This is a genomic window from Pseudonocardia sp. Ae505_Ps2, from assembly GCF_001932425.1.
Taxonomy (GTDB): domain Bacteria; phylum Actinomycetota; class Actinomycetes; order Mycobacteriales; family Pseudonocardiaceae; genus Pseudonocardia.
Genome location: NZ_MCIP01000001.1, coordinates 1,160,797 through 1,180,304 on the forward strand (window position 1 = coordinate 1,160,797; position 19,508 = coordinate 1,180,304).

Annotated in this window: 18 protein-coding genes; 5 read left to right on the top strand and 13 right to left on the bottom strand. The window is 74.0% G+C overall.

Annotation, left to right across the window (positions count from 1 at the left end; genetic code table 11):
- Positions 1 to 63: 63 nt before the first annotated feature.
- Together Ae505Ps2_RS05365 and Ae505Ps2_RS05370 are read left to right on the top strand one after the other, a co-directional pair.
- Positions 64 to 1,026 (top strand): ATP-binding protein, encoded by a 963-nt coding sequence (locus tag Ae505Ps2_RS05365; protein WP_075309651.1) that lies wholly within the window; start codon positions 64 to 66, stop codon positions 1,024 to 1,026.
- Positions 1,027 to 1,045: 19 nt separating this feature from the next.
- A complete protein-coding gene (locus Ae505Ps2_RS05370) occupies positions 1,046 to 1,873 on the top strand; it encodes a transglutaminase-like domain-containing protein (protein ID WP_075309649.1) in 828 nt (275 codons plus the stop codon).
- On the opposite strand, the gene Ae505Ps2_RS05375 is transcribed toward Ae505Ps2_RS05370, so the two are convergent.
- Positions 1,874 to 3,250: an ATP-dependent 6-phosphofructokinase gene (locus tag Ae505Ps2_RS05375; RefSeq protein ID WP_075554182.1), complete on the bottom strand. Its 1,377-nt coding sequence runs from the start codon at positions 3,248 to 3,250 to the stop codon at positions 1,874 to 1,876.
- Between the two features lie 301 nt (positions 3,251 to 3,551).
- Between Ae505Ps2_RS05375 and Ae505Ps2_RS31785 the strand changes: the two genes are divergently transcribed.
- Positions 3,552 to 3,728 carry a hypothetical protein gene (locus tag Ae505Ps2_RS31785; RefSeq protein WP_020624792.1) on the top strand — a complete coding sequence of 59 codons (177 nt, stop codon included), beginning with the start codon at positions 3,552 to 3,554 and terminating at the stop codon, positions 3,726 to 3,728.
- Here the strand turns inward: Ae505Ps2_RS31785 and Ae505Ps2_RS05380 are convergent.
- The 11 genes from Ae505Ps2_RS05380 to Ae505Ps2_RS05430 form a co-directional block, all read right to left on the bottom strand.
- A complete protein-coding gene (locus Ae505Ps2_RS05380; RefSeq protein WP_051050218.1) occupies positions 3,688 to 4,230 on the bottom strand; it encodes a flavin reductase family protein in 543 nt (180 codons plus the stop codon). The genes Ae505Ps2_RS31785 and Ae505Ps2_RS05380 overlap by 41 nt on opposite strands.
- Positions 4,227 to 4,826, bottom strand: a complete 600-nt coding sequence (locus Ae505Ps2_RS05385) for a superoxide dismutase (protein WP_075309647.1) — start codon at positions 4,824 to 4,826, stop codon at positions 4,227 to 4,229. The genes Ae505Ps2_RS05380 and Ae505Ps2_RS05385 overlap by 4 nt, the downstream gene beginning before the upstream one ends.
- A 58-nt stretch (positions 4,827 to 4,884) precedes the next feature.
- Positions 4,885 to 5,634 carry an amino acid ABC transporter ATP-binding protein gene (locus Ae505Ps2_RS05390; protein WP_075309645.1) on the bottom strand — a complete coding sequence of 250 codons (750 nt, stop codon included), beginning with the start codon at positions 5,632 to 5,634 and terminating at the stop codon, positions 4,885 to 4,887.
- The gene (locus Ae505Ps2_RS05395) at positions 5,631 to 6,494 is read right to left on the bottom strand and encodes an amino acid ABC transporter permease (RefSeq protein ID WP_020627017.1); all 864 of its coding nucleotides are present in this window, start codon (positions 6,492 to 6,494) and stop codon (positions 5,631 to 5,633) included. The genes Ae505Ps2_RS05390 and Ae505Ps2_RS05395 overlap by 4 nt, the downstream gene beginning before the upstream one ends.
- The gene (locus Ae505Ps2_RS05400; RefSeq protein WP_075553457.1) at positions 6,491 to 7,351 is read right to left on the bottom strand and encodes an ABC transporter substrate-binding protein; all 861 of its coding nucleotides are present in this window, start codon (positions 7,349 to 7,351) and stop codon (positions 6,491 to 6,493) included. The genes Ae505Ps2_RS05395 and Ae505Ps2_RS05400 overlap by 4 nt, the downstream gene beginning before the upstream one ends.
- Before the next feature lie 62 nt (positions 7,352 to 7,413).
- Positions 7,414 to 7,854, bottom strand: coding sequence for a hypothetical protein (locus Ae505Ps2_RS05405; protein ID WP_020627019.1), 441 nt, complete (start codon positions 7,852 to 7,854; stop codon positions 7,414 to 7,416).
- Between the two features lie 532 nt (positions 7,855 to 8,386).
- On the bottom strand, positions 8,387 to 9,796 hold the full coding sequence (locus Ae505Ps2_RS05410; protein ID WP_212567610.1) for a fused MFS/spermidine synthase: 1,410 nt from the start codon (positions 9,794 to 9,796) through the stop codon (positions 8,387 to 8,389).
- Between the two features lie 22 nt (positions 9,797 to 9,818).
- Positions 9,819 to 10,838, bottom strand: a complete 1,020-nt coding sequence (locus Ae505Ps2_RS05415; protein WP_075309639.1) for an NADP-dependent oxidoreductase — start codon at positions 10,836 to 10,838, stop codon at positions 9,819 to 9,821.
- A 92-nt stretch (positions 10,839 to 10,930) separates the two neighbouring features.
- A complete protein-coding gene (locus Ae505Ps2_RS05420) occupies positions 10,931 to 12,091 on the bottom strand; it encodes an acyl-CoA dehydrogenase family protein (protein ID WP_020627022.1) in 1,161 nt (386 codons plus the stop codon).
- Positions 12,088 to 14,169, bottom strand: a complete 2,082-nt coding sequence (locus Ae505Ps2_RS05425; RefSeq protein ID WP_075309637.1) for a biotin carboxylase N-terminal domain-containing protein — start codon at positions 14,167 to 14,169, stop codon at positions 12,088 to 12,090. Before Ae505Ps2_RS05425 ends, Ae505Ps2_RS05420 begins: the two co-directional genes overlap by 4 nt.
- Before the next feature lie 8 nt (positions 14,170 to 14,177).
- Positions 14,178 to 15,776, bottom strand: a complete 1,599-nt coding sequence (locus Ae505Ps2_RS05430) for a carboxyl transferase domain-containing protein (protein ID WP_139318899.1) — start codon at positions 15,774 to 15,776, stop codon at positions 14,178 to 14,180.
- Positions 15,777 to 15,879: 103 nt separating this feature from the next.
- On the opposite strand from Ae505Ps2_RS05430, the gene Ae505Ps2_RS05435 reads away from it, so the two are divergent.
- Positions 15,880 to 16,569, top strand: coding sequence for a response regulator transcription factor (locus Ae505Ps2_RS05435; protein ID WP_075309635.1), 690 nt, complete (start codon positions 15,880 to 15,882; stop codon positions 16,567 to 16,569).
- A gap of 15 nt (positions 16,570 to 16,584) precedes the next feature.
- Here the strand turns inward: Ae505Ps2_RS05435 and Ae505Ps2_RS05440 are convergent, their stop codons facing one another.
- Positions 16,585 to 18,786: an ATP-binding protein gene (locus tag Ae505Ps2_RS05440; protein ID WP_249265374.1), complete on the bottom strand. Its 2,202-nt coding sequence runs from the start codon at positions 18,784 to 18,786 to the stop codon at positions 16,585 to 16,587.
- Positions 18,787 to 18,882: 96 nt separating this feature from the next.
- Between Ae505Ps2_RS05440 and Ae505Ps2_RS05445 the strand changes: the two genes are divergently transcribed.
- Positions 18,883 to 19,506, top strand: coding sequence for a TetR/AcrR family transcriptional regulator (locus Ae505Ps2_RS05445; protein ID WP_075309631.1), 624 nt, complete (start codon positions 18,883 to 18,885; stop codon positions 19,504 to 19,506).
- Positions 19,507 to 19,508: the final 2 nt, after the last annotated feature.

Genomic DNA, 19,508 nt, shown 5'->3' on the forward strand with positions numbered 1-19,508 from the left:
CAGACGGGCACCGCTTCGACGTGGAAGGCCGACCCCCATGACCCCGACCGCCCGCCACCGCCGATGACCAGCACCACCGCCCCGCCTCCCGGCCCGGACGGTCTCGTCCACCGGGCCGTGCCCTACCGGGACCCCGAGCACCAGGCCGTCGCGATCGCCGGGCCGGTGACCGAGGCGCTGGAGACCGGCCGCCGTGCGCTGGTGATCGTCGACCCGCGGTGCGCGGCGGTGCTGCGCCACTCCCTCGGCCACGACGCCGGGGTGGAGTTCCGCTCGCCGGACCGGATGCACTCGGCCCCGCCGTTCACGGTCGCGGGGCGCTGGAGCCGCGCGGTGCGCGAGGCACTGGCCGACGGCGCGTCCGGGGTCTGCACGGTCGGCCAGCCGGTCGAGCTGCCCCATGCGGACCCCGCCTACTGGACCCGCCTCGATCTCGCCCTCTCTCACGCCCTGCGCGCGCTGCCCGTCGAGCTGCTGTGCTGCTTCCCCGACGCCGAGGCCGACCGGGCGCGCGCCGGGGCCCTGCACGACGAGTTCCTCGTCGACGGCGTCCCGGTCCCGAGCGACTGCCGGCGCGACGACCACGAGCTGCTGGCGGAGAACCCGCAGCGCCCGCCGGACGAGCTGGGGCCGCCGATCATGACGCTCCCGGTGACCCTGGACGACCTCGGGTCGATGCGGCGCATCGTCGAGCGGCAGGCCGAGCTGTCCGGGCTGGGGCCCACCCGTGTCTCCGACCTCGTGCTGGCGGTCAACGAGCTGATCAGCAACGGCGTCGAGCACGGGTCGGGCCACCCGGTCCTGCGGATGTGGCGCACCGAGGCGGGGCTGGTCTCGGAGATGAGCGACGCCGCGACGTGCCGGCTCGCGTTCCCCGGGCTGGCCGCGCCGCCGGTCTCCGGGGAGCGTGGCCGCGGGATGTGGCTGGCCTCGGAGCTGTCGGACGTGCTGCAGGTGTGGACCGCGGAGGACGATCCCGGTCAGGTGACGGGCACGGTCGTGCGCGTCACGATGTCGCCCCCGTGAATCCCGGTACGGTCCCGGGGTGACCCGGCACGACCGCGCCGACCCGGTGACCCGCTTCCTGCGGATGGTGACCGGGCCGGAACCGCCGCTCGACGAGGCCGCACTGGCGATCGCCGCCGGCGGCGCCCCGGACCCGGAGGTCGCGGCGCTGTCCACCGCCCGGGCCCGCGCGACGCTCGACGAGCTCGCCGACGGCGTGACCGGGTTCGAGTCGCTGCTGCACCGGCTGTTCACCGAGGCCGGGTTCCGCGGCAACTCCACCGACTACGCCGACCCGCGCAACTCCTTCCTGCCCGACGTCCTCGAACGCCGCACCGGCATCCCGATCACGCTGTCGGTCGTCGCGATCGAGGTCGGCCGCCGGGCCGGGGTGCCGCTGGAGGGCGTCGGCATGCCCGGGCACTTCCTCGTGCGGGTCCCCGGCACCCAGCGCCTCGTCGACACCTTCGACGGCGGCAGACGCCTCGACCCGGCGGGCTGCGAGGAGCTCTTCCGCGCGACGACGGGCGCCGGCCCGGAGGTGCCCTTCGACGCCGGCATGCTGCCGCGCAGCTCGACCCGCCAGATCCTCGCCCGGATGCTGGAGAACCTGCGGGCGACCTACGGCCGCGCCCGTGACCACGACGGCCTGGAGTGGGTGCTCCGGATGCGGCTGGGCCTGCGGCACCAGGGCCCGGAGCTCATCCGCGAGCTCGGCGAGGTGCTCGCCGCGCAGGCCAGGTGGGACGAGGCGGCCCGACTGATGGAGTCCTGGGTGGACGGTCCGGGGCGCGGGTCGCGCTCGAGCGCCGAGGTGCTGGACGAGGTGCGCACCGAGGCGATGCGGCACCGGGCCCACCTGAACTGATCAGGTGTGCGGGGCCCGGGTCGGCGCGCCGGAGTCCTCGCCGAAGCGCCACGGCTGCCCGGTCGACTCCAGCACGGCCATCCACAGGTCGCCGTGCGGGTCGACCTGGTTGCGACGGCTGACGGCCAGGCTCATCGGGATGTGCACGAACCGGCGTCGCACCCGTCCGACGACCATCGCGGTGCGCCCGGACATGGCCGCGTGCACCGCGGCCTGGGACAGCCGGACGGTGTAGACGCTGTCGTAGGGGTTCGCGGGGACGCTGCGGATGATGTAGCTGGGGTCGACGTAGCGGACGGTGGTCTCCATCCCGGCCTCGGCGAAGGAGTCGGCGATGCGCTCCTTGAGCCACGGGCCGACGTCGGAGAGCTTGGCGTTGCCGGAGGCGTCGGTGCGCCCCACCGGCTGCAGCATCTCCTGCCCCGCCCCCTCCGCGACGACGACGACCGCGTGCCCGCGCTGGGACACCCGTCGTCGCAGGTGGTGGAGCAGGCCGGTCTCGCCGTCCAGCTCGAAGGGCACCTCGGGGATCAGGACGGCGTCGGCGTCGGAGCGCACGAGCGATGCATAGCAGGCGATGAAGCCGGAGTGGCGGCCCATGAGCTTGACCAGCCCGACCCCGCCGGGGGTGGACTTGGCCTCCACGGTGACCGACCGGATGGCCTCGCTGGCCTGGGAGAACGCCGTCTGGAAACCGAAGGACTGGTCGATGAACGGGATGTCGTTGTCGATCGTCTTCGGGATCCCGACGACGGCGATCCGCAGTCCCCGCTCCCCCACCACGCGCGCGATCTCCATCGCACCGCGCATGGTGCCGTCGCCGCCGATCACGAACAGCACGTTGAGGTGCATCTGCTCGAGGCAGTCGACGATCTCCTCGGGGTCCTGCGGACCGCGCGAGGTGCCGAGGAAGGTGCCGCCGTCGACCGGGATGTCGCGCACCGACTCCGGGGAGAGCTCGACGACGTCGTGGCCGTAGGAGGAGACGAAGCCGCGGTAGCCGTTGCGGAACCCGACCACCCGGCGCACGCCGTAGTGGTAGGTGAGGGTGCGGACCAGGCCGGAGATGACGTCGTTCAGGCCCGGGCACAGGCCACCGCAGGTGACGATCCCGGCCCGGGTCTTCGACGGGTCGAAGTAGATCTGCCGGCGGGGCCCGCACGGCTCCAGCCCCGGCAGCTCCTCCGGTTCGACGCCCCGGGCGCGGATCCCGGCGGCGGTGTCGTCGAGCAGGACCCGGTCGCCGGCGTCGACGTAGTGCTCGGTGGTGCGGCGGGCGTCGAGCAGCGGCGCCAGAGGTGAGGTGATGCGGGCCGGACCGAGCGTGTCGATGGCCAGGTCCCCGGGGGTGATGCTGCTGTACTCCGAGGTGGTCACGCGCACACTCCGTCTGGATCGATTCGCCCGGGGGCCGGGCGATCATCGTGACGCACACCGGCCCGCTCGTCGATCCGACCCTCCGGGGACTCCGCGGCGGGACCACCCGCGGGTGCGCCGGATCCGGCCGATCGGACCACCGTCGTCGCCGCAGGGTCATCGGCCGGTGCGCGGACCGCCCACATCGTTGCGTCGAGCATCGTCAGAGGTCACCGGTTTCGCCCACCCGATCGCACACGCGCTGTGAACGGTTCGAGCACCCGGGGTGAAAACCGCAGGTCGCATAGGGCAAAATTCGTCCATGCGGAGCAACGACCCCCGTCACACCTGGTCCACCGGATTCGCCCGCACCATCGCCGAGGAGCTGCGTCACGGCGTCGCGACCGGCGCGGTCACCTGGAGCGAGGCCGACGAGCTGCTCAACCGCCTGCGCACGGTCATCGACCAGGCGCTGGACGTGCATCCGCAGCCGCTGTGACGGCGTCGGAGTCCCCGACGGGGACGGCGCGGTAGGACCGGCCGACCCACACCAGCGGACGGCCGCGGCGGCGCAGCCCGAGCAGCTCGACGACCTCGGCCGCGACCAGCAACGACGCGCCGACCTCGGTGACCGACAGGACCCGGCAGCGCAGCGCGGTGCCCACCTCGACCAGCCACGGCTCCCCGGTCGGCAGGGTCACCCACCGGACACCGGAGCCGAACCGCTGCGCGCCCGGGACGGCGAACGCCGCGGCGAGCCCGGTGTCGGCGTCGTCGAGCAGGTGTACGACGACCGTCCCGCCCCCGGCGAGCGCACGGGCCAACCGTGAGTCGCGGGCGGTCGAGAACGACACCGCCGGCGGGTCCACCCCGACCGAGGCGACCGACGAGGCCGTCATCCCGACCGGCCCGTCGGGCCCGGTCGCGGTGAGCACCGCGACCCCGGCGGGGTGCCCGCGGAACGCCGTCCGCAGGCCCCCCGCCGGATCCGCGACGGTCACGCCCGCGCCAGGGCGAAGCGCTGGGCGGCGTCGGCCCAGTTCACGACGTTCCACCAGGCCTTGACGTAGTCGGGCTTCACGTTCTTGTACTGCAGGTAGAAGGCGTGTTCCCACATGTCGAGCAGGACGATCGGGGTCTGTCCGGCGGGGAGCTGGGACTGCTGGTCGTAGAGCTGGTGGATCAGCAGGCGGTCGCCGAGCTGGTCGTAGCCGAGGATGGCCCAGCCGGAGCCCTGGATGGTGGTGGCGGCGGCGGTGAAGTGGGCCTGGAATCCGTCGAAGGAGCCGAAGTCCTCGTCGATGGCGGCGGCGAGGTCGCCGGTGGGCTTGTCGCCGCCGTCGGGGGAGAGGTTGTTCCAGAAGGCGGAGTGGTTGACGTGGCCGCCGAGGTTGAACGCGAGGGTCTTCTCGAGTCCGACGATGGCGCCGAAGTCGTTGCGGTCCCGGGCCTCGGCGAGCTTGTCGAGGGTGGTGTTGAGGCCCTGGACGTAGGTGTTGTGGTGCTTGGAGTGGTGCAGCTCCATGATCTCGGGCGCGATGTGCGGGGCGAGCGCGGAGTAGTCGTAGGGCAGGTCCGGAAGCGTGTAGTCGGCCATGCCAGGAGCCTGGTAGCTGAACCCCACTTCAGGTCAAGTGTGACGGCGGCCGCAGCCGTCAGCCGAGCCGTCCCGCGGCGATGATGCGGGCGAGGAACCGGCGGGTGCGCTCCTCGACCGGTTCCCCGAGCACCTGCTCCGGCGGGCCCGACTCCAGGACGACGCCCTCGTCGAGGAAGCAGACCCGGTCCGCGACCTGGCGGGCGAACCCCATCTCGTGGGTGGCCATCAGGATCGTCACCCCGTCCCGGGCGAGCTCGCGCACGATCTCCAGGACCTCACCGACCAGCTCCGGGTCGAGCGCGGAGGTGATCTCGTCGAGCAGCAGCAGCCGCGGCTGCACCGCCAGCGCCCGCGCGATCGCGACCCGCTGCTGCTGACCGCCGGAGAGACGGTCCGGGTACGCGTCCGCGAAGTCGCCGAGCCCGACCCGCTGCAGGAGCTCCCGGGCACGCCCGTCGGCCTCGTCCGACCCGACGCCGTGCACGACGTGCGGGGCCAGCGCGACGTTCTGCAGCGCCGTCATGTGCGGGAACAGGTTGTAGGACTGGAAGACCACCCCCATCCGCCTGCGGGCCGCGGCGTCGTCGGCGCGGGGGTCGGACACGTCGGTGCCGTCGAGCAGGATGCGGCCGTCGTCGATGTCCTCCAGCAGGTCGACGCAGCGCAGCAGGGTGGACTTGCCCGAGCCGGAGGCCCCGATCAGGGTGACCACCTCGTGTTCGGCGACGGTCAGGTCGATGCCGCGGAGCACGACGCGGTCGCCGTAGGTCTTCACCAGACCCGACACCTCGAGCACCGGGGTCACGAGCCGCTCCGGGCGCGGGTGGCGCGGCGGGCGAACGCGTCGGCGATCCGCCCGGTCGGGGCGGCGAGGGCCACGAACAGCAGCGCGGCGACCACGTAGGGGGTGAAGTTGAACGTGCGGGCGGACTCGATCTGGGCGGCCCGGATCGCGTCCACCGCACCGAGCACGGAGATCAGACCCACGTCCTTCTGCAGCGCGACGAAGTCGTTGAGCAGCGGCGGCAGCACGTTGCGCACCGCCTGCGGGAGCACCACCAGACGCAGCGACTGCCGGTGGGTCAGCCCGAGCGAGCGGGCGGCGGCACGCTGGGAGGGGTGCACCGACTCGATGCCGGCGCGGAACACCTCCGCCACGTAGGCGGAGTAGACCAGCACGAGCGTGAGGGTGCCGAGCACGGCGGCGTCGGTGGGGACCCCCTGCAGACGCAGGGCCGGGAGCCCGAACCCGATGAGGTAGAGGGCCACGAGCAGCGGGACACCGCGGAACAGGTCGACGTAGCCGGTCGCGAGCAGCCGCACCGGGAGGAAGACCGGACCGCGCAGGGTCCGCAGCACCGCGATCAGCAGGCCGAGGACGAGCACCCCGATCTCGGCGACGACCAGGACCCGCAGGTTCAGCCACAGACCGGACAGCACGGTGGGCAGCGATTCCCAGGCGATCTGCGGGTCCAGGAAGGTCTCCCGGACCCGTGGCCAGCCGGGTGATCCGGCCACCGCGGCGACGAGCAGTCCCGCGAAGACCAGGGTCGACGCCAGTGCGATCAGCGTGGACCGGCGGGACCGGGAACGGCGGTACGCGGCGCGTTCCCGGGCCAGCGGGCTCGGGGGCGGCGGCCCGGCGGCCGCGGCGGATGCGCTCATCGCAGCTCGGGAGCCGCCCCGTCGGCCTGGATCCACTGCTGCTCCAGCACCGCGAGGGTGCCCCGTTCGCGGAGCCGGTCGACGGCGGCGGAGACGCACCCGGTCAGCGGGCTGTCCTTGTCCAGCACCGCACCGAACTGCTCGGGGGTCCACCCGGCGGGGAGCTGCCCGACGATCGTCGCCTCGGGCAGGTCACTGCCGACGATCTGGAACGCGGTGGGCAGGTCGACGACGAGCCCGTCGATCTGTCCGTTGGACAGCGCGAGCTTGCCGCCGTCGTTGGTGTTGTAGACCGCGGCCGGGGTGGTCGGGGCGACGGAGGCGTTCAGCTGCTCCAGGCTCGTCGTACCGATCTGGGCGCCGAGCCGGGCGCCCTTCAGCTGGGCGACGGTCGTGGATCGGGCCAGCGGCGAGGTCTTCAGTGCGACGACGGCCTGCCGCACGTCGTAGTACGGGCTGGAGAAGTCGACCGCCCGCCTGCGCTCCTCGGTGATGGAGAACTCGGTGAGGTTCAGGTCGTAGGTCTTGGGGCCCGGTGCGATGGCGGCGTTGAACGGGACGCGCACCCAGGTGACCCGGTCGCGCGGGTACCCGAGATCATCGGCGACGGCGTAGGCCACGGCGGACTCGAAACCGCGGCCGGACGTCGGGTCGTCGTCGAGGTACCACGGTGGGTAGACCGGCTGGTCGGTGCCGATCGTCAGGGTGCCCTGCGCCAGGGTCGGCAGGGCACCGGGCGCGCAGTCCGCCGCGGCGCCTCCACCCGTCGCGGCCGGGTCGGGCTGTGGCGCACACCCGGCGATCGTGGCCGCGAGCAGCGCTGCGAGCAGGATCGTCGTCGTCCGGGCGCGCGTCATCCCCACATCCTTCACAGGGCGGCGGCCCCGGTCTTCGTGAACCGGGTCACGACACGGTGACGTCAGTGGTCGTCGCGCCCGGTGAGCGCGTGCTCCAGCTCGTCGGCGAGGTGGACGACCTGGCGGAACGGGAACTCGAACCCGTCGAGCGCGGCCGGGCCGAGCGGGATGGAGTGCCGGAACACCACGACGCCCTCCTCCGCGGCCAGCCCGCCGACCACCGACGGCCCGGCCAGCTCCAGGGCACGGCCGAGGTCGACCTCGCCGAGCCGGGCGACCGGGGACTCGATCTGCACCCACTCCTGGTCCGGGTCCGCGACGGCGGCCGCCGCGTCGGTGACCTCGACGCCGGGCCGGCCCGCGCCCTCCCGCACCCGCTTCACGACGACGAGCTGGTCCCGGTCCTCGGTCGTCGGCAGCCGGAAGCGCAGCTCGTCCGCACCCTGGCGCACGATCTCGTACCGGACCACGACGTAGGCCTTCAGGTCCTCCCAGGTCGCCACGCCCGTCTCCCCCTCGATCGTCCGACGGGGCCCACCGGACCCCGTCGCCGACCCTAGCGTGATCCGGCCCCCGCACGGCCGGCCTCAGCTTCCCCGGTGGTGCGCCTCGCCCCGGTGGGCCCCCGCCGCACCCGAGGCTGCTCGGCAACTGCACCGAATCGTCCGAGCCCGGACTGATTCCACCGAGACGAACGGCCGGCAGGCCGACGGATCGTCCGTGCTCGGATCACCGGTGCCGAGATGCAGCTCAGCGGGCACTGAAGATCCACAATTCCCGCTGAGCTGCATCTCGGCGGGTGTGGTCGCGGGGTGTGGCGGGACGCGGTGTGGCGGGACGCGGTGTGGCGGGGCGCCCGGCCGGCCGGCGACGGAGGCGCGGCACAGCGGGCCCCGGCGTGCAGCCGAGCGGGGCGGGGGCGGGCCACGCGGGACAGGGCGAGCGGGGGCACAGCACCCCGGGGCACGGAGGGGTCGGCGTCCTACCCCGCCAGACCGGTGGTGATCAGCTGGTCCACCGGGGCGCGGTCGTCGGTCAGGACCGGCATCCCCTCGGTGAACGCGGCGGTGCGGGCCGGGTCGAGGACCGCGCCCGCTTCGCCGGAGCGGGCGACGGCGGCGTCGAGCGCGGCCGGGTCGAGCGGCCGGTCCGAGGCGACGACCACGACGTTCCCGCCCCCGCCGGGGCGAACTCGTCGGGGCGGGCGAGGAGCATCGTCGTCGCGAACCGGGACTCGACGGTCGCGGTGGCGGCCCGGACCAGGTCGAGCGGGTACCGGTCGATCACGTTGAGCACGTACACCCCGCCCGGGCGCAGCACCCGCGCCACCTCGTCGAGGAACTCCGCGGTGGACAGGTGCCAGGGCACCGAGCGGGCACCGAAGGCGTCGCCCACGACGAGGTCGGCGGAGTCGTCGGGCAGCGCGGCGAGGTTCACCCGGGCGTCGCCGGTCCGGACGGTCGTGCCGGGGATCGCGCCGGCTTCGAGCGACCGGACCCCGAGGTCGATCACGCCGGGGTCCAGCTCCAGCACGGTCGAGGTGCTGCCGGGGCGGGTCGCGGCGAGCCAGCGCGGCATGGTCAGCGCGCCGCCGCCGACGTGCACCGCGTCGACCGGGCGCGGCTGCGGGAACGCGGTGTCGATCGCGGCGGCGAACCGCTTCGTGTAGGCGAACTCCAGGTGCGCGGGATCGCCGAGGCGGACGTAGGAGTGACGCAGGTCGTCGAGCACCAGGTAGCGACCGGCCGGGTCCGCGGGGTCGGTCCGGACGGCGGCGCAGTAGTAGGTGGTGTCGGCGTCGCAGCGTCCCGAGAGCGCGACGAGCGCGACGGCCAGCAGGAGCGCCGCGGCGCCGCCCTTCGCGATGTCCGAGCGCCGCCGACGGGGCGCGAGGACGAGCCCGAGCACGAGGCAGGCGGCTGCGGTGACCAGCAGGATCGCGCTCACCGGCAACAGTGCGACCAGCACGAACCCGGTGAGGAAGGTGCCGGCGAGCGACCCGAGGGTGCCCGCGGCAGACAGCCCGCCGACGACCTCGCCGGAGCGGTCCAGCCCGGTCAGCCGGGCCTTGGTGACGGCCGGGGTGACCGCGGCCAGCGCCGTCACCGAGACCAGGGTGGACGCGGCGACGAGCACGACCGCGGCGTACGGCCCGGCGCCGAGCAGCGGCCCGAGGAGCCGGACCACCGGCCGTACGGCCAGGGTGCCCAGCCCGCCGACGACCAGCATCAGCGCGGCGACGGCGACCGGGTCGCGCTCGTCGGCCCACCGCCCGCCGAGCGAGGCCCCCGCCGCGATCCCGGCGAGGGCCACCCCGATCACGGCGGTGGTCGACTCGAGGGTCAGTCCGACGTAGGGCGCGACGAGCCGGGTCGCGAGGGTCTCGACGACGAGGATCGCCGCCCCCGAGACGACGACGGCGGTCCGGGCCATGGCGAGGCGCACCCCGCCATGGTGCCGGTCGGGGTCAGCCCTGCTTCAGCCGGAGCACGAGCTTGCCCGTGTTCTCGCCGCGGAACAGCTTTCCGAAGACCTCCGGGAAGTCGTCGACGGTGCCGTCGACGACGTCCTCGCGGCTGTGCAGGCGGCCCTCGGCGAGCCAGCCGGCGAGCTCCTTGCCGGCCTCGCCCCAGCGGGGGACGTAGTCCCCGACCAGGAAGCCCTCCATCCGGGCCCGGCTGACCAGCAGGTTCATGTAGTTCTTCGGGCCGGTCATGCCGCCCTCGGCGTTGTACTGGCTGATCGCGCCGCAGAGGACGACGCGGGCGTGCATCGCGAGCCTGCCGAGCACGGCGTCGAGGATCTCCCCGCCGACGTTGTCGAAGTAGACGTCCACGCCGTCGGGGGCGAGTTCCTTCAGCCGCTGCGACACGTTCTCCGAGCGGTAGTCGATCGCGGCGTCGAACCCGAGCTCGTCGGTGATCCACGCGCACTTCTCCGGACCGCCCGCGATGCCGATGACCCGGGCGCCCTTGACCTTCGCGAGCTGCCCGACCACCGACCCGACGGCACCGGCCGCACCGGAGACGACGACCGTCTCCCCCTCTGAGAGGGCACCGACGTCGAACAGCCCGAAGTAGGCGGTCATGCCGGTCATGCCGAGCAGCGCGAGGTAGCGCTCCGGCGGCACGTCCGCGGTCGGGGAGACCTTCTGGAGGCCGCGGCCGTCGCTCTCGGTGTACTCCTGGACGCCGAGCACGCCGGTGACGGTGTCGCCGACGGCGAAGTCCGGGTTCTTCGAGGCGACGACCTCACCGAGGCCGAGCGCGCGCATCACCTCGCCGATCCCGACCGGGGGCGCGTACGAGCGACCCTCGTTCATCCAGCCGCGCATCGCCGGGTCCAGCGAGATGTGGCTGACCCGGACGACGATGCGGCCCTCGCCGGGCTCGGGCACCGGCTCGGTGGTGTGGTCCCACACCTCCGGGCCGGGGGTGCCCTGCGGGCGCGCGGCGAGCCGTACCTGGTGGTTGACCTCGTTGCTCATGACACCGGTCTACCCCGGACACGGGCGCGGCACCGCATCACGGTCGTCACGCGCGTGACGGGAATGTCGTTCGGTGACCGAACGGATCGTCGTCACAGGCCCAGGTGGCGCGCGATCAGCATCTTCTGCACCTCGGAGGTGCCCTCGCCGACCTCGAGGATCTTCGCGTCGCGGTAGAACCGCCCGACCGGGTACTCGTTCATGAAGCCGTAGCCGCCGAAGATCTGGGTGGCGTCGCGCGCGTTGTCCATCGCGGCGTTCGACGACACGAGCTTGGCGATCGCCGCCTCCTTCTTGAACGGCGCGCCCGCGACGAGCAGCCGCGCCGCGTGCTGCCAGGCCAGCCGGGCAGTGTGCGCGCGGGCCTCCATCTCGGCGATCTTGAACTGGATCGCCTGGTAGGACCCGATGGTGTTCCCGAACGCCTCGCGCTCACCGGCGTAGCGCACGGACTCGTCGACGCAGCCCTGGGCCAGCCCGGTCGCCAGCGCCGCGATCGCGACCCGGCCCTCGTCGAGGATGGACAGGAACTGGGCGTAGCCGCGACCGCGCTCGCCGAGCAGGTTCGCCTCGGGGACGCGGACGTCGTCGAAGAAGAGCTCGCGGGTGTCGGAGCAGTTCCAGCCGACCTTGGAGTACTTCTCGCTCACCGTGAACCCGGGGGTGCCGGCCGGGACGAGGATCGCCGAGATCTCCTTGCGGCCGTCCGGCTTCTCACCGGTGACGGCGGTGACGGTGACCACCGAGGTGATGTCGGTGCCGGAGTTGGTGATGAAGCACTTCGATCCGTTGATCACCCATTCGCCGCCGTCGAGCCGGGCGGTGGTGCGGGTGGCGCCGGCGTCGGAGCCGCCGCCGGGCTCGGTGAGCCCGAAGGCGCCCAGCGCGCGGCCCGCGGCGAGGTCGGGCAGCCAGCGCGACTTCTGCTCGTCGGTGCCGAACCGCAGGATCGGCATGGCACCGAGCCCGACGCCGGCCTCGACGGTGATCGCGACCGAGGAGTCGACCCGCGCCAGCTCCTCCAGGGCCAGGCAGAGGGCGTGGTAGTCGCCGCCCTGCCCGCCGTACTCCTCCGGGACGGGCAGGCCGAACAGGCCCATCTCGCCCATCTTCGCGGTGATCGCGTACGGGAACTCCTCGCGGATGTAGAGGTCCCCGATGACCGGGGCCACCTCGGTGCGCGCGAACTCCTCGACCGCGGCGCGCAGCGCCTCGTACTCCTCGGCGGTGGTGGTGTCCTGGGCGACGGTCATGCCTGCTCCTCCGATACGGGCTCGACCACGAGCAGCACCGCGTCCTTCGCGACGGTGGCTCCGGCCCGGGCCCTCAGCTCGCGCACCGTCCCGTCGACGGGGGCGGTGAGCACGTGTTCCATCTTCATGGCCTCGACGACGACCAGCTTCTGACCTGCGACGACGGCGTCCCCGTCGGTGACCTCGACGACGGTGACCGTCCCCGGCATCGGCGAGACGACCGGCCCGCCCGCGCCGCCGGCGATCGCGGCGGCCTCCGTCGGCGCCTGCTCCCGCAGGCTCCAGGCGTGCCCGTCGCGGCCGATCCAGACGACCCCGTCGGCACCCTCGGCGACGGCGAACCGGCGGGTGCGCCCGTCCTGGGTGTGCTCCACGACCCCCGGTGCGACGGCGGCGGTGCGGCACCGGACGACGGCCGCGGCGGGTGATACCGACGCCGGGACGGCGATGTCCCCCGGAACCCCGTCCGCCGGCCCGTCCGCGGCGGGCAGCGCCAGGTCGAACCCGGCCGCCCGGCCGCGGGCGCGCACCTCGGCGGCACCGTCGGCGCCCCCGGTGACCAGGCGGCTCACCGTCCAGGCGGGCTCCCCGACCCGCCAGCCACCGGGGACGTCGAAGGGGTCCACCACGGGCCCGGCCGGCTCCCGGCGCAGCAGCCCGAGACCGGCGAGGGCACCGAGGACGTCGGCGGGCACCGTGTCGTCGACGAGTGCGGCGCCGCGCCGGGCGATCAGCCCGGTGTCGAGGCGCCCGGCGCGGACGTCGTCGTCGGCGAGCAGGGCCCGCAGGAACCCGATGTTGGAGTCGAGCCCGAGCAGCACCGTGTCGCGCAGCGCGGCGTCGAGCCGGCGCAGCGCCTCGTCGCGGGTGGCGCCGTGGGCGATCACCTTGGCCAGCATCGGGTCGTAGTCCGACCCGACCACGGTGCCGGTCTCGATCCCGGCGTCGACCCGCACCCCGGGCGGCGGCGTCCAGTCCAGCACCGGCCCGCCGGACGGGAGGAAGGTGAGCGCGTCACCAGAGACCGCGGCGGCCTCGGCGTACACCCGGGCCTCCACCGCGTGCCCGGTGAGGACCACGTCGTCCTGGGTGATCGGCAGCGGCTCTCCGGCGGCGACGCGCAGCTGCAGCTCGACCAGGTCCAGGCCGGTGACCTCCTCGGTGACCGGGTGCTCGACCTGCAGACGGGTGTTCATCTCCAGGAAGAAGAACTCCTCGGGCCGGTCGGAGCTCACGATGAACTCGACGGTGCCCGCGCCGGTGTAGCCGACCGAGCGCGCCGCCTCGCAGGCGGCGCGGCCCATCTCCGCGCGCTGCGCGGGGGTGAGCAGAGCGGACGGCGCCTCCTCGATGATCTTCTGGTGGCGGCGCTGCAGCGAGCACTCGCGCTCACCGAGGTGCACGACGGTGCCGTGCGCGTCGGCCATCACCTGGATCTCGATGTGCCGCGGCGTGGTGACCAGCCGCTCGACGAGCAGGGTGTCGTCGCCGAAGGAACCGCGGGCCTCGCGACGCGCACCGGCGATCGCGTCGGCCAGCTGATCGGGGGTGTGGACCTCGCGCATGCCCTTGCCGCCGCCGCCGGCCGACGGCTTGAGCAGCACCGGGTACCCGATGTCGGCGACGACGGCGGCCAGGTCGTCGTCGGTGAGGCCGGCGCCGTCGGACCCGGGCACGACCGGCACCCCGGCCTTCGCGACGGTCTGCTTGGCGCGGATCTTGTCGCCCATCGCCTCGATCGCCGACGACGGCGGCCCGACGAAGGCGATCCCCGCCCGTTCGCAGGCGGCGGCGAACGCGGTGTTCTCGGACAGGAAGCCGTAACCGGGGTGGATCGCCTGCGCACCGGTCGCCCGGGCGGCGGCGATCACGTTCTCCACCGACAGGTAGGACTCGCCCGCGGCGGCCGGGCCGATCCGGACGGCCTCGTCGGCGGCGCGGACGTGCGGGGCCGCAGCGTCGGCGTCGGAGTACACGGCGACCGACCGGACGCCCAGCGCACGCAGGGTGCGGATGACGCGGACCGCGATCTCACCGCGGTTCGCGACCAGGACGGTGTCGAACAGTGCCGATCCCATGGGGGGCCTCACATCCGGAAGACGCCGAAGGCCGGGTCGGCCAGGGGCGCGTTGGCGGCGACGGACAGCGACAGCCCGAGGACGGTGCGGGTGTCGGCGGGGTCGATGACGCCGTCGTCCCACAGCCGGGCGGTGGAGTAGTAGGGGTGTCCCTGCTCCTCGTACTGGGCGCGGATCGCGTCCGGATCGGCGTTGCCGACGGTGCCGAGCACGGTGGCCGCCTGCTCGCCGCCCATGACCGAGATGCGGGCATTGGGCCACATGAACAGGAACCGGGGCGAGTACGCCCGCCCGCACATCGCGTAGTTGCCGGCGCCGAAGGACCCGCCGATGACGACGGTCAGCTTCGGCACCCGGGTGGAGGCGACGGCGGTGACCATCTTCGCGCCGTTGCGGGCGATGCCGCCCGCCTCGTACTCGCGGCCGACCATGAACCCGGAGATGTTCTGCAGGAACACCAGCGGGATGCCGCGCTGGTCGCACAGCTCGACGAAGTGCGCGCCCTTGGTCGCGGACTCGGAGAACAGGATCCCGTTGTTGGCGACGATCCCGACCGGGTGGCCGTGGATCCGGGCGAACCCGGTCACCAGGGTGGTGCCGTACTCGGACTTGAACTCCGCGAACCGGGAGCCGTCGACGACGCGGGCGATCACCTCGCGCACGTCGTAGGGAGTGCGGGTGTCGGTGGGCACCGCGGCGTAGAGCCCGGCGGGGTCGACGGCGGGCTCCTCGGTGGGGCGCACCTCCCACGGCCGCGGGGCACGCGGGCCGAGCGTCGCGACGATCGCGCGGACCCGGGCGAGCGCGTCCGCGTCGTCGACGGCGAGGTGGTCGGTGACGCCGGAGACCTTCGCGTGCAGGTCCCCGCCGCCCAGCTCCTCGGCGGTGACGACCTCACCGGTCGCGGCCTTCACCAGCGGCGGGCCGCCCAGGAAGATCGTGCCCTGGTTGCGGACGATCACGGCCTCGTCGCTCATCGCGGGGACGTAGGCGCCACCCGCGGTGCAGGACCCGAGGACGGCGGCGATCTGCGGGATGCCCCGGCCCGACATCTGCGCCTGGTTGTAGAAGATGCGGCCGAAGTGCTCGCGGTCGGGGAACACCTCGTCCTGCTCGGGCAGGTACGCGCCCCCGGAGTCGACCAGGTACACACACGGCAGCCGGTTGTGCAGCGCCACCTCCTGCGCGCGCAGGTGCTTCTTGACCGTCATCGGGTAGTAGGTGCCGCCCTTGACGGTCGCGTCGTTGGCGACGACCACGACCTCCCGGCCGGCGACCCGCCCGACCCCGGTGATCATCCCGGCGCCGGGGGCCTGGTCGTCGTACATGCCGTGGGCGGCCAGCGGGGACAACTCCAGGAACGGCGACGACGGGTCGACCAGCGCGTCCACCCGGTCGCGCGGCAGCAGCTTCCCGCGTTCGACGTGCCGGGCCCGCGAGCGCTCCGGCCCGCCGAGCCGGGTCCGCTCCAGCCGGTCGCGCAGGTCGGCGACCAGGGCGCGGTGCGCGGCGTCGTTCTCTACGGCGCGCGGGTCGGCCGGGTCCACCGCCGTGCCGAGCCGCGGGGCCTCCGGGGCCGGCGCGGGTGGGGCCTGCGGTGCCGTCATCGGACCTCCCGGGGAACGCTGTCTGTTAATAACTGTTAACAGGTTAGCGGTTGTTAACACGCGTCGTCCAGGGCGGGCAGCGGCGACCTCTACTCTGGGAGACGTGCGCCTGCTGCTGGTCGAGGACGAGAAGCCGCTCGCCGAACTGGTCCGCCGGGGCCTGACCGGGGAGGGGCACGAGGTGGAGGTCGCACACGACGGCCCCACCGGGCTGCAGCTCGCGCTGACCGGCCGGCACGACGTGGTCATCCTCGACATCATGCTGCCGGGCCTGTCGGGCTACCGGATCCTGCAGCACCTGCGCGACCGGGGCGTGTGGACGCCGGTGCTCATGCTGACCGCCAAGGACGGCGAGTACGACGAGGCCGACGCCTTCGACCTCGGCGCGGACGACTACCTGACCAAGCCGTTCTCGTTCGTCGTGCTGCAGGCCCGGCTGCGCGCGCTGTTGCGCCGGGCCGGGGAGGCCGCACCGACCGTCCTGCGGGTCGGGGACCTCACGCTGGACCCGGGGACCCACCGGGTGCACCGCGGCGAGACCGAGATCCCGCTGACCCCGCGCGAGTTCGGCGTGCTCGAGCACCTGATGCAGAACACCGGGCAGGTCGTGACCAAGACCGACATCCTGCGCTCGGTCTGGGACGCCCACTACGACGGCGAGGTCAACGTCGTCGAGGTCTACGTCGGCTACCTGCGCCGCAAGATCGACGCTCCGTTCGGGACGCACAGCATCGAGACGCTGCGCGGCGTCGGCTACCGGATGTCCGAGCCCGCGCCCGCGACGCCCCGCTGACCTGCGGGGACCCGCTCAGCGACGACGGTCGGACGGCCGCCGCGGCGACGGCGTGACGACCGGCTCGCGCCCGGCCAGGGCGGGCTGGCGCCCGGCGTCCCGGGTGTCACGTGCCTCGCGGGTCGTCTCCCGGCCGGCGACGGCGGTGCCGGCGCGGCCCCGCTGCTCCCGCGGCGTGACGACCGGCAACGGCCGGGTGGCGTTCTCGTCGAACGGGCTGCCGACGGTGTTCGGCCGGATCGGCAGCGGGCCGGTCGGCGGGTCGAGACGACTGTGGGCGGGCGGTGCGGACACGTCGTCCTCCGGGTCGGGCGGGGCCGTCCCCTGAGCGCTGTCCGAGGGCCGACCGTCCGTGCCCGAGCCGTGGGTGACGGCCGGGTCACCGGGCGTGCGCATCATGCCACCCGGACCGGCGGTCCCGCGCGGCGACGCACCCTGCACCGCCCCGGACTGCACCGCCCCGGCCTGCACCGCCCCGGCCTGCACCGCGACATGCTCGGGCGCCCCGCGGTCGGCATCGTCCTGCCCGCCGTGCCCCACCCAGGCGTCCGGGCCGAAGTCGGCGGGCTCCTCCTCCCGCGCCCACCGGGACCTGGTGGTCACCCGCGGGATCGGACCGGAGGGCCGGTCGTCGCACAGCTCCGCGGAGGGCCCGGCGTCGGCGCCGGCGTGCTCGGCACCGACCGGCTCGGGGGTCTCCTCCTCGGGCAGCGGCGCCGGCGCGGCGGGCACGGTGACCCGGAACCGGGCCCCGCCCAGCTCCGGCGACGAGGTCGCCTCCACCGTCCCGCCGTGCGCCGCGACCAGTTCGGCGACGATCGCGAGGCCGAGCCCGGAGCCGCCGTCGCCGCGGGCGCGGGCCTCGTCGAGCCGGACGAAGCGCTCGAAGACCCGGGCGCGGTCGGCCTCGGGGACGCCGTTGCCGTCGTCGTCGACCTCGATCACGGCGACGCCGCCCTCGGCGCGGACCGACACCGCGACCATCGACGACGCGTGCCGCTTGGCGTTGTCGACCAGGTTGCGCAGCACCCGGACCAGCTGCCCGCGGTCACCGACCACCCGGACGGGCTCGCTCGTCACCCGGACCGCGACGGCGGTCTCGGCCGACGGACGCTCCCGCTCGGCGTCGGCGATCTCGTCGAGGTCGACCTCCTCGCGGCGCGGAGCGATGCCGCGCTCGTCCGCGCGGGCGAGGAACAGCAGGTTCTCGACCAGGCCGGTCAGCCGGGAGGCCTCCCCGCGCAGCACGTCGACGGTGGCCCGGTCCGCGGAGGACTCCGGCATCCCGGAGCCGAGCAGCTCCAGCCCGGTCGACACGGTCGCGAGCGGGCTGCGCAGCTCGTGGCTGGCGTCGGCGACGAAGCGGCGCTGGGTGGCCTGGGAGGACTCGAGCCGCCCGAGCATCTGGTTCATGGTGCGGGCGAGGCGGCCGACCTCGTCGCGCGCGACGGGTTCGTCGACACGCTGGGACAGATCCTTGTCCCCCATGCCCGCGACCCGGGCGCGCATGTCCTCCACCGGGCGCAGCGCGCGACCGGCGAACAGGTAGGTGAAGCCGCCGGCGACCAGCACCAGCAGCGGCACACCGCCCGCGACGAGCCAGGTGACCAGGTCGACGGCCCGGTGCATCTGGTCGGTCGGCTGGGCGGAGTAGATCGTGATCGGCCGGTCGAAGGCCCGCACACCGAGCCCGACGACCATCATGTCCTCGGTCTCCAGCGGGCCGGACCGGGGGTCGAGCCCCGGGCCCCCGGCGTCGTGGTAGGTGACCGGCACGTCCATCTGGGACCGCGTCTCGTGCGGGGCCAGGACCCAGTCCACCAGCTGCGGCCGGTCGTCCAGCGGCTCGGAGGCGGCGAACACCTCGATGTTGCGCCCCTGGCCGTTCGACCCGACGCGGTCGTCCGGGGCACCGGTCCGGTCGCTCCAGGCGGTCACGACCTGCACGAAGTCGGTCCGGCGGGCGGTGGTGACCACCGCGTTCTCCTTGGCCGGGTCACCGGGGCGGTAGTCGGCGAAGTTCGCCTGGATCCGCTCGGCGACCTGCTGGGCGTTCGCCAGCAGCGCCTCCTCGGTGTTGCGCTTGAGCTGGCCCTCCAGGATCAGCACCAGCGACACACCGGCGACGACGAGCACCATCGCGACCGCCGCGGCCGCCGCCAGGGCGGACGCCGCGCGCACGCCGAGACGCTCACGCATCCGGCGCAGGGTCCTCATCACGCCCACGAGGGTATCGCCGTCGACCTGTGCGCAACCTGAGACGGACCGCACCAGGCGTTAACATCCGTTAACCGACGACGCTACGATCACCCGATGGCCGCAGCAGGAGCCTCTCCCCCGGACGGCGCGGGCACGCGCACGGAGGCCCCGTCGCGGCGCGAGCAGATCCTCACCGAGGCGGCCCGACTGTTCGCCCGGCACGGCTTCCACGGGGTGAGCATCGCCGACCTGGGCGCCGCGGTCGGCGTCAGCGGCCCCGCGCTCTACCGGCACTTCCCCGGCAAGGAGGCGCTGCTCGCGGAGCTGCTCATCGACATCTCCGAGCGGCTGCTCGACGGCGGGCGGGCCCGCGTGCACCACGACGACCCGCGGGCCGCGCTGGCCGACCTCGTCGACTTCCACGTCGCGTTCGCGACCCGCGAGCCGGAGCTGATCGTCGTGCAGGACCGGGACCTCGCGAACCTGCCCGAGGAGCCGCGCCGCACCGTGCGACGGCTGCAGCGCACCTACGTCGAGCTGTGGGTGGACACCCTGCGCCGGGTGCACCCCGACGTCGCCCCGGCCGAGGCCCGCACCGTCGCACACGGGGTGTTCGGCCTGCTCAACTCCACGCCGTACGCACCGCGGGCCGAGCAGCCGTCCGCGCGCGGGGCGGACGCCCGGGCCGCGGTGCTGCGCCGGATGGCGCTGGCCGCGCTGGACGCCGCCCCCGCGTGAGG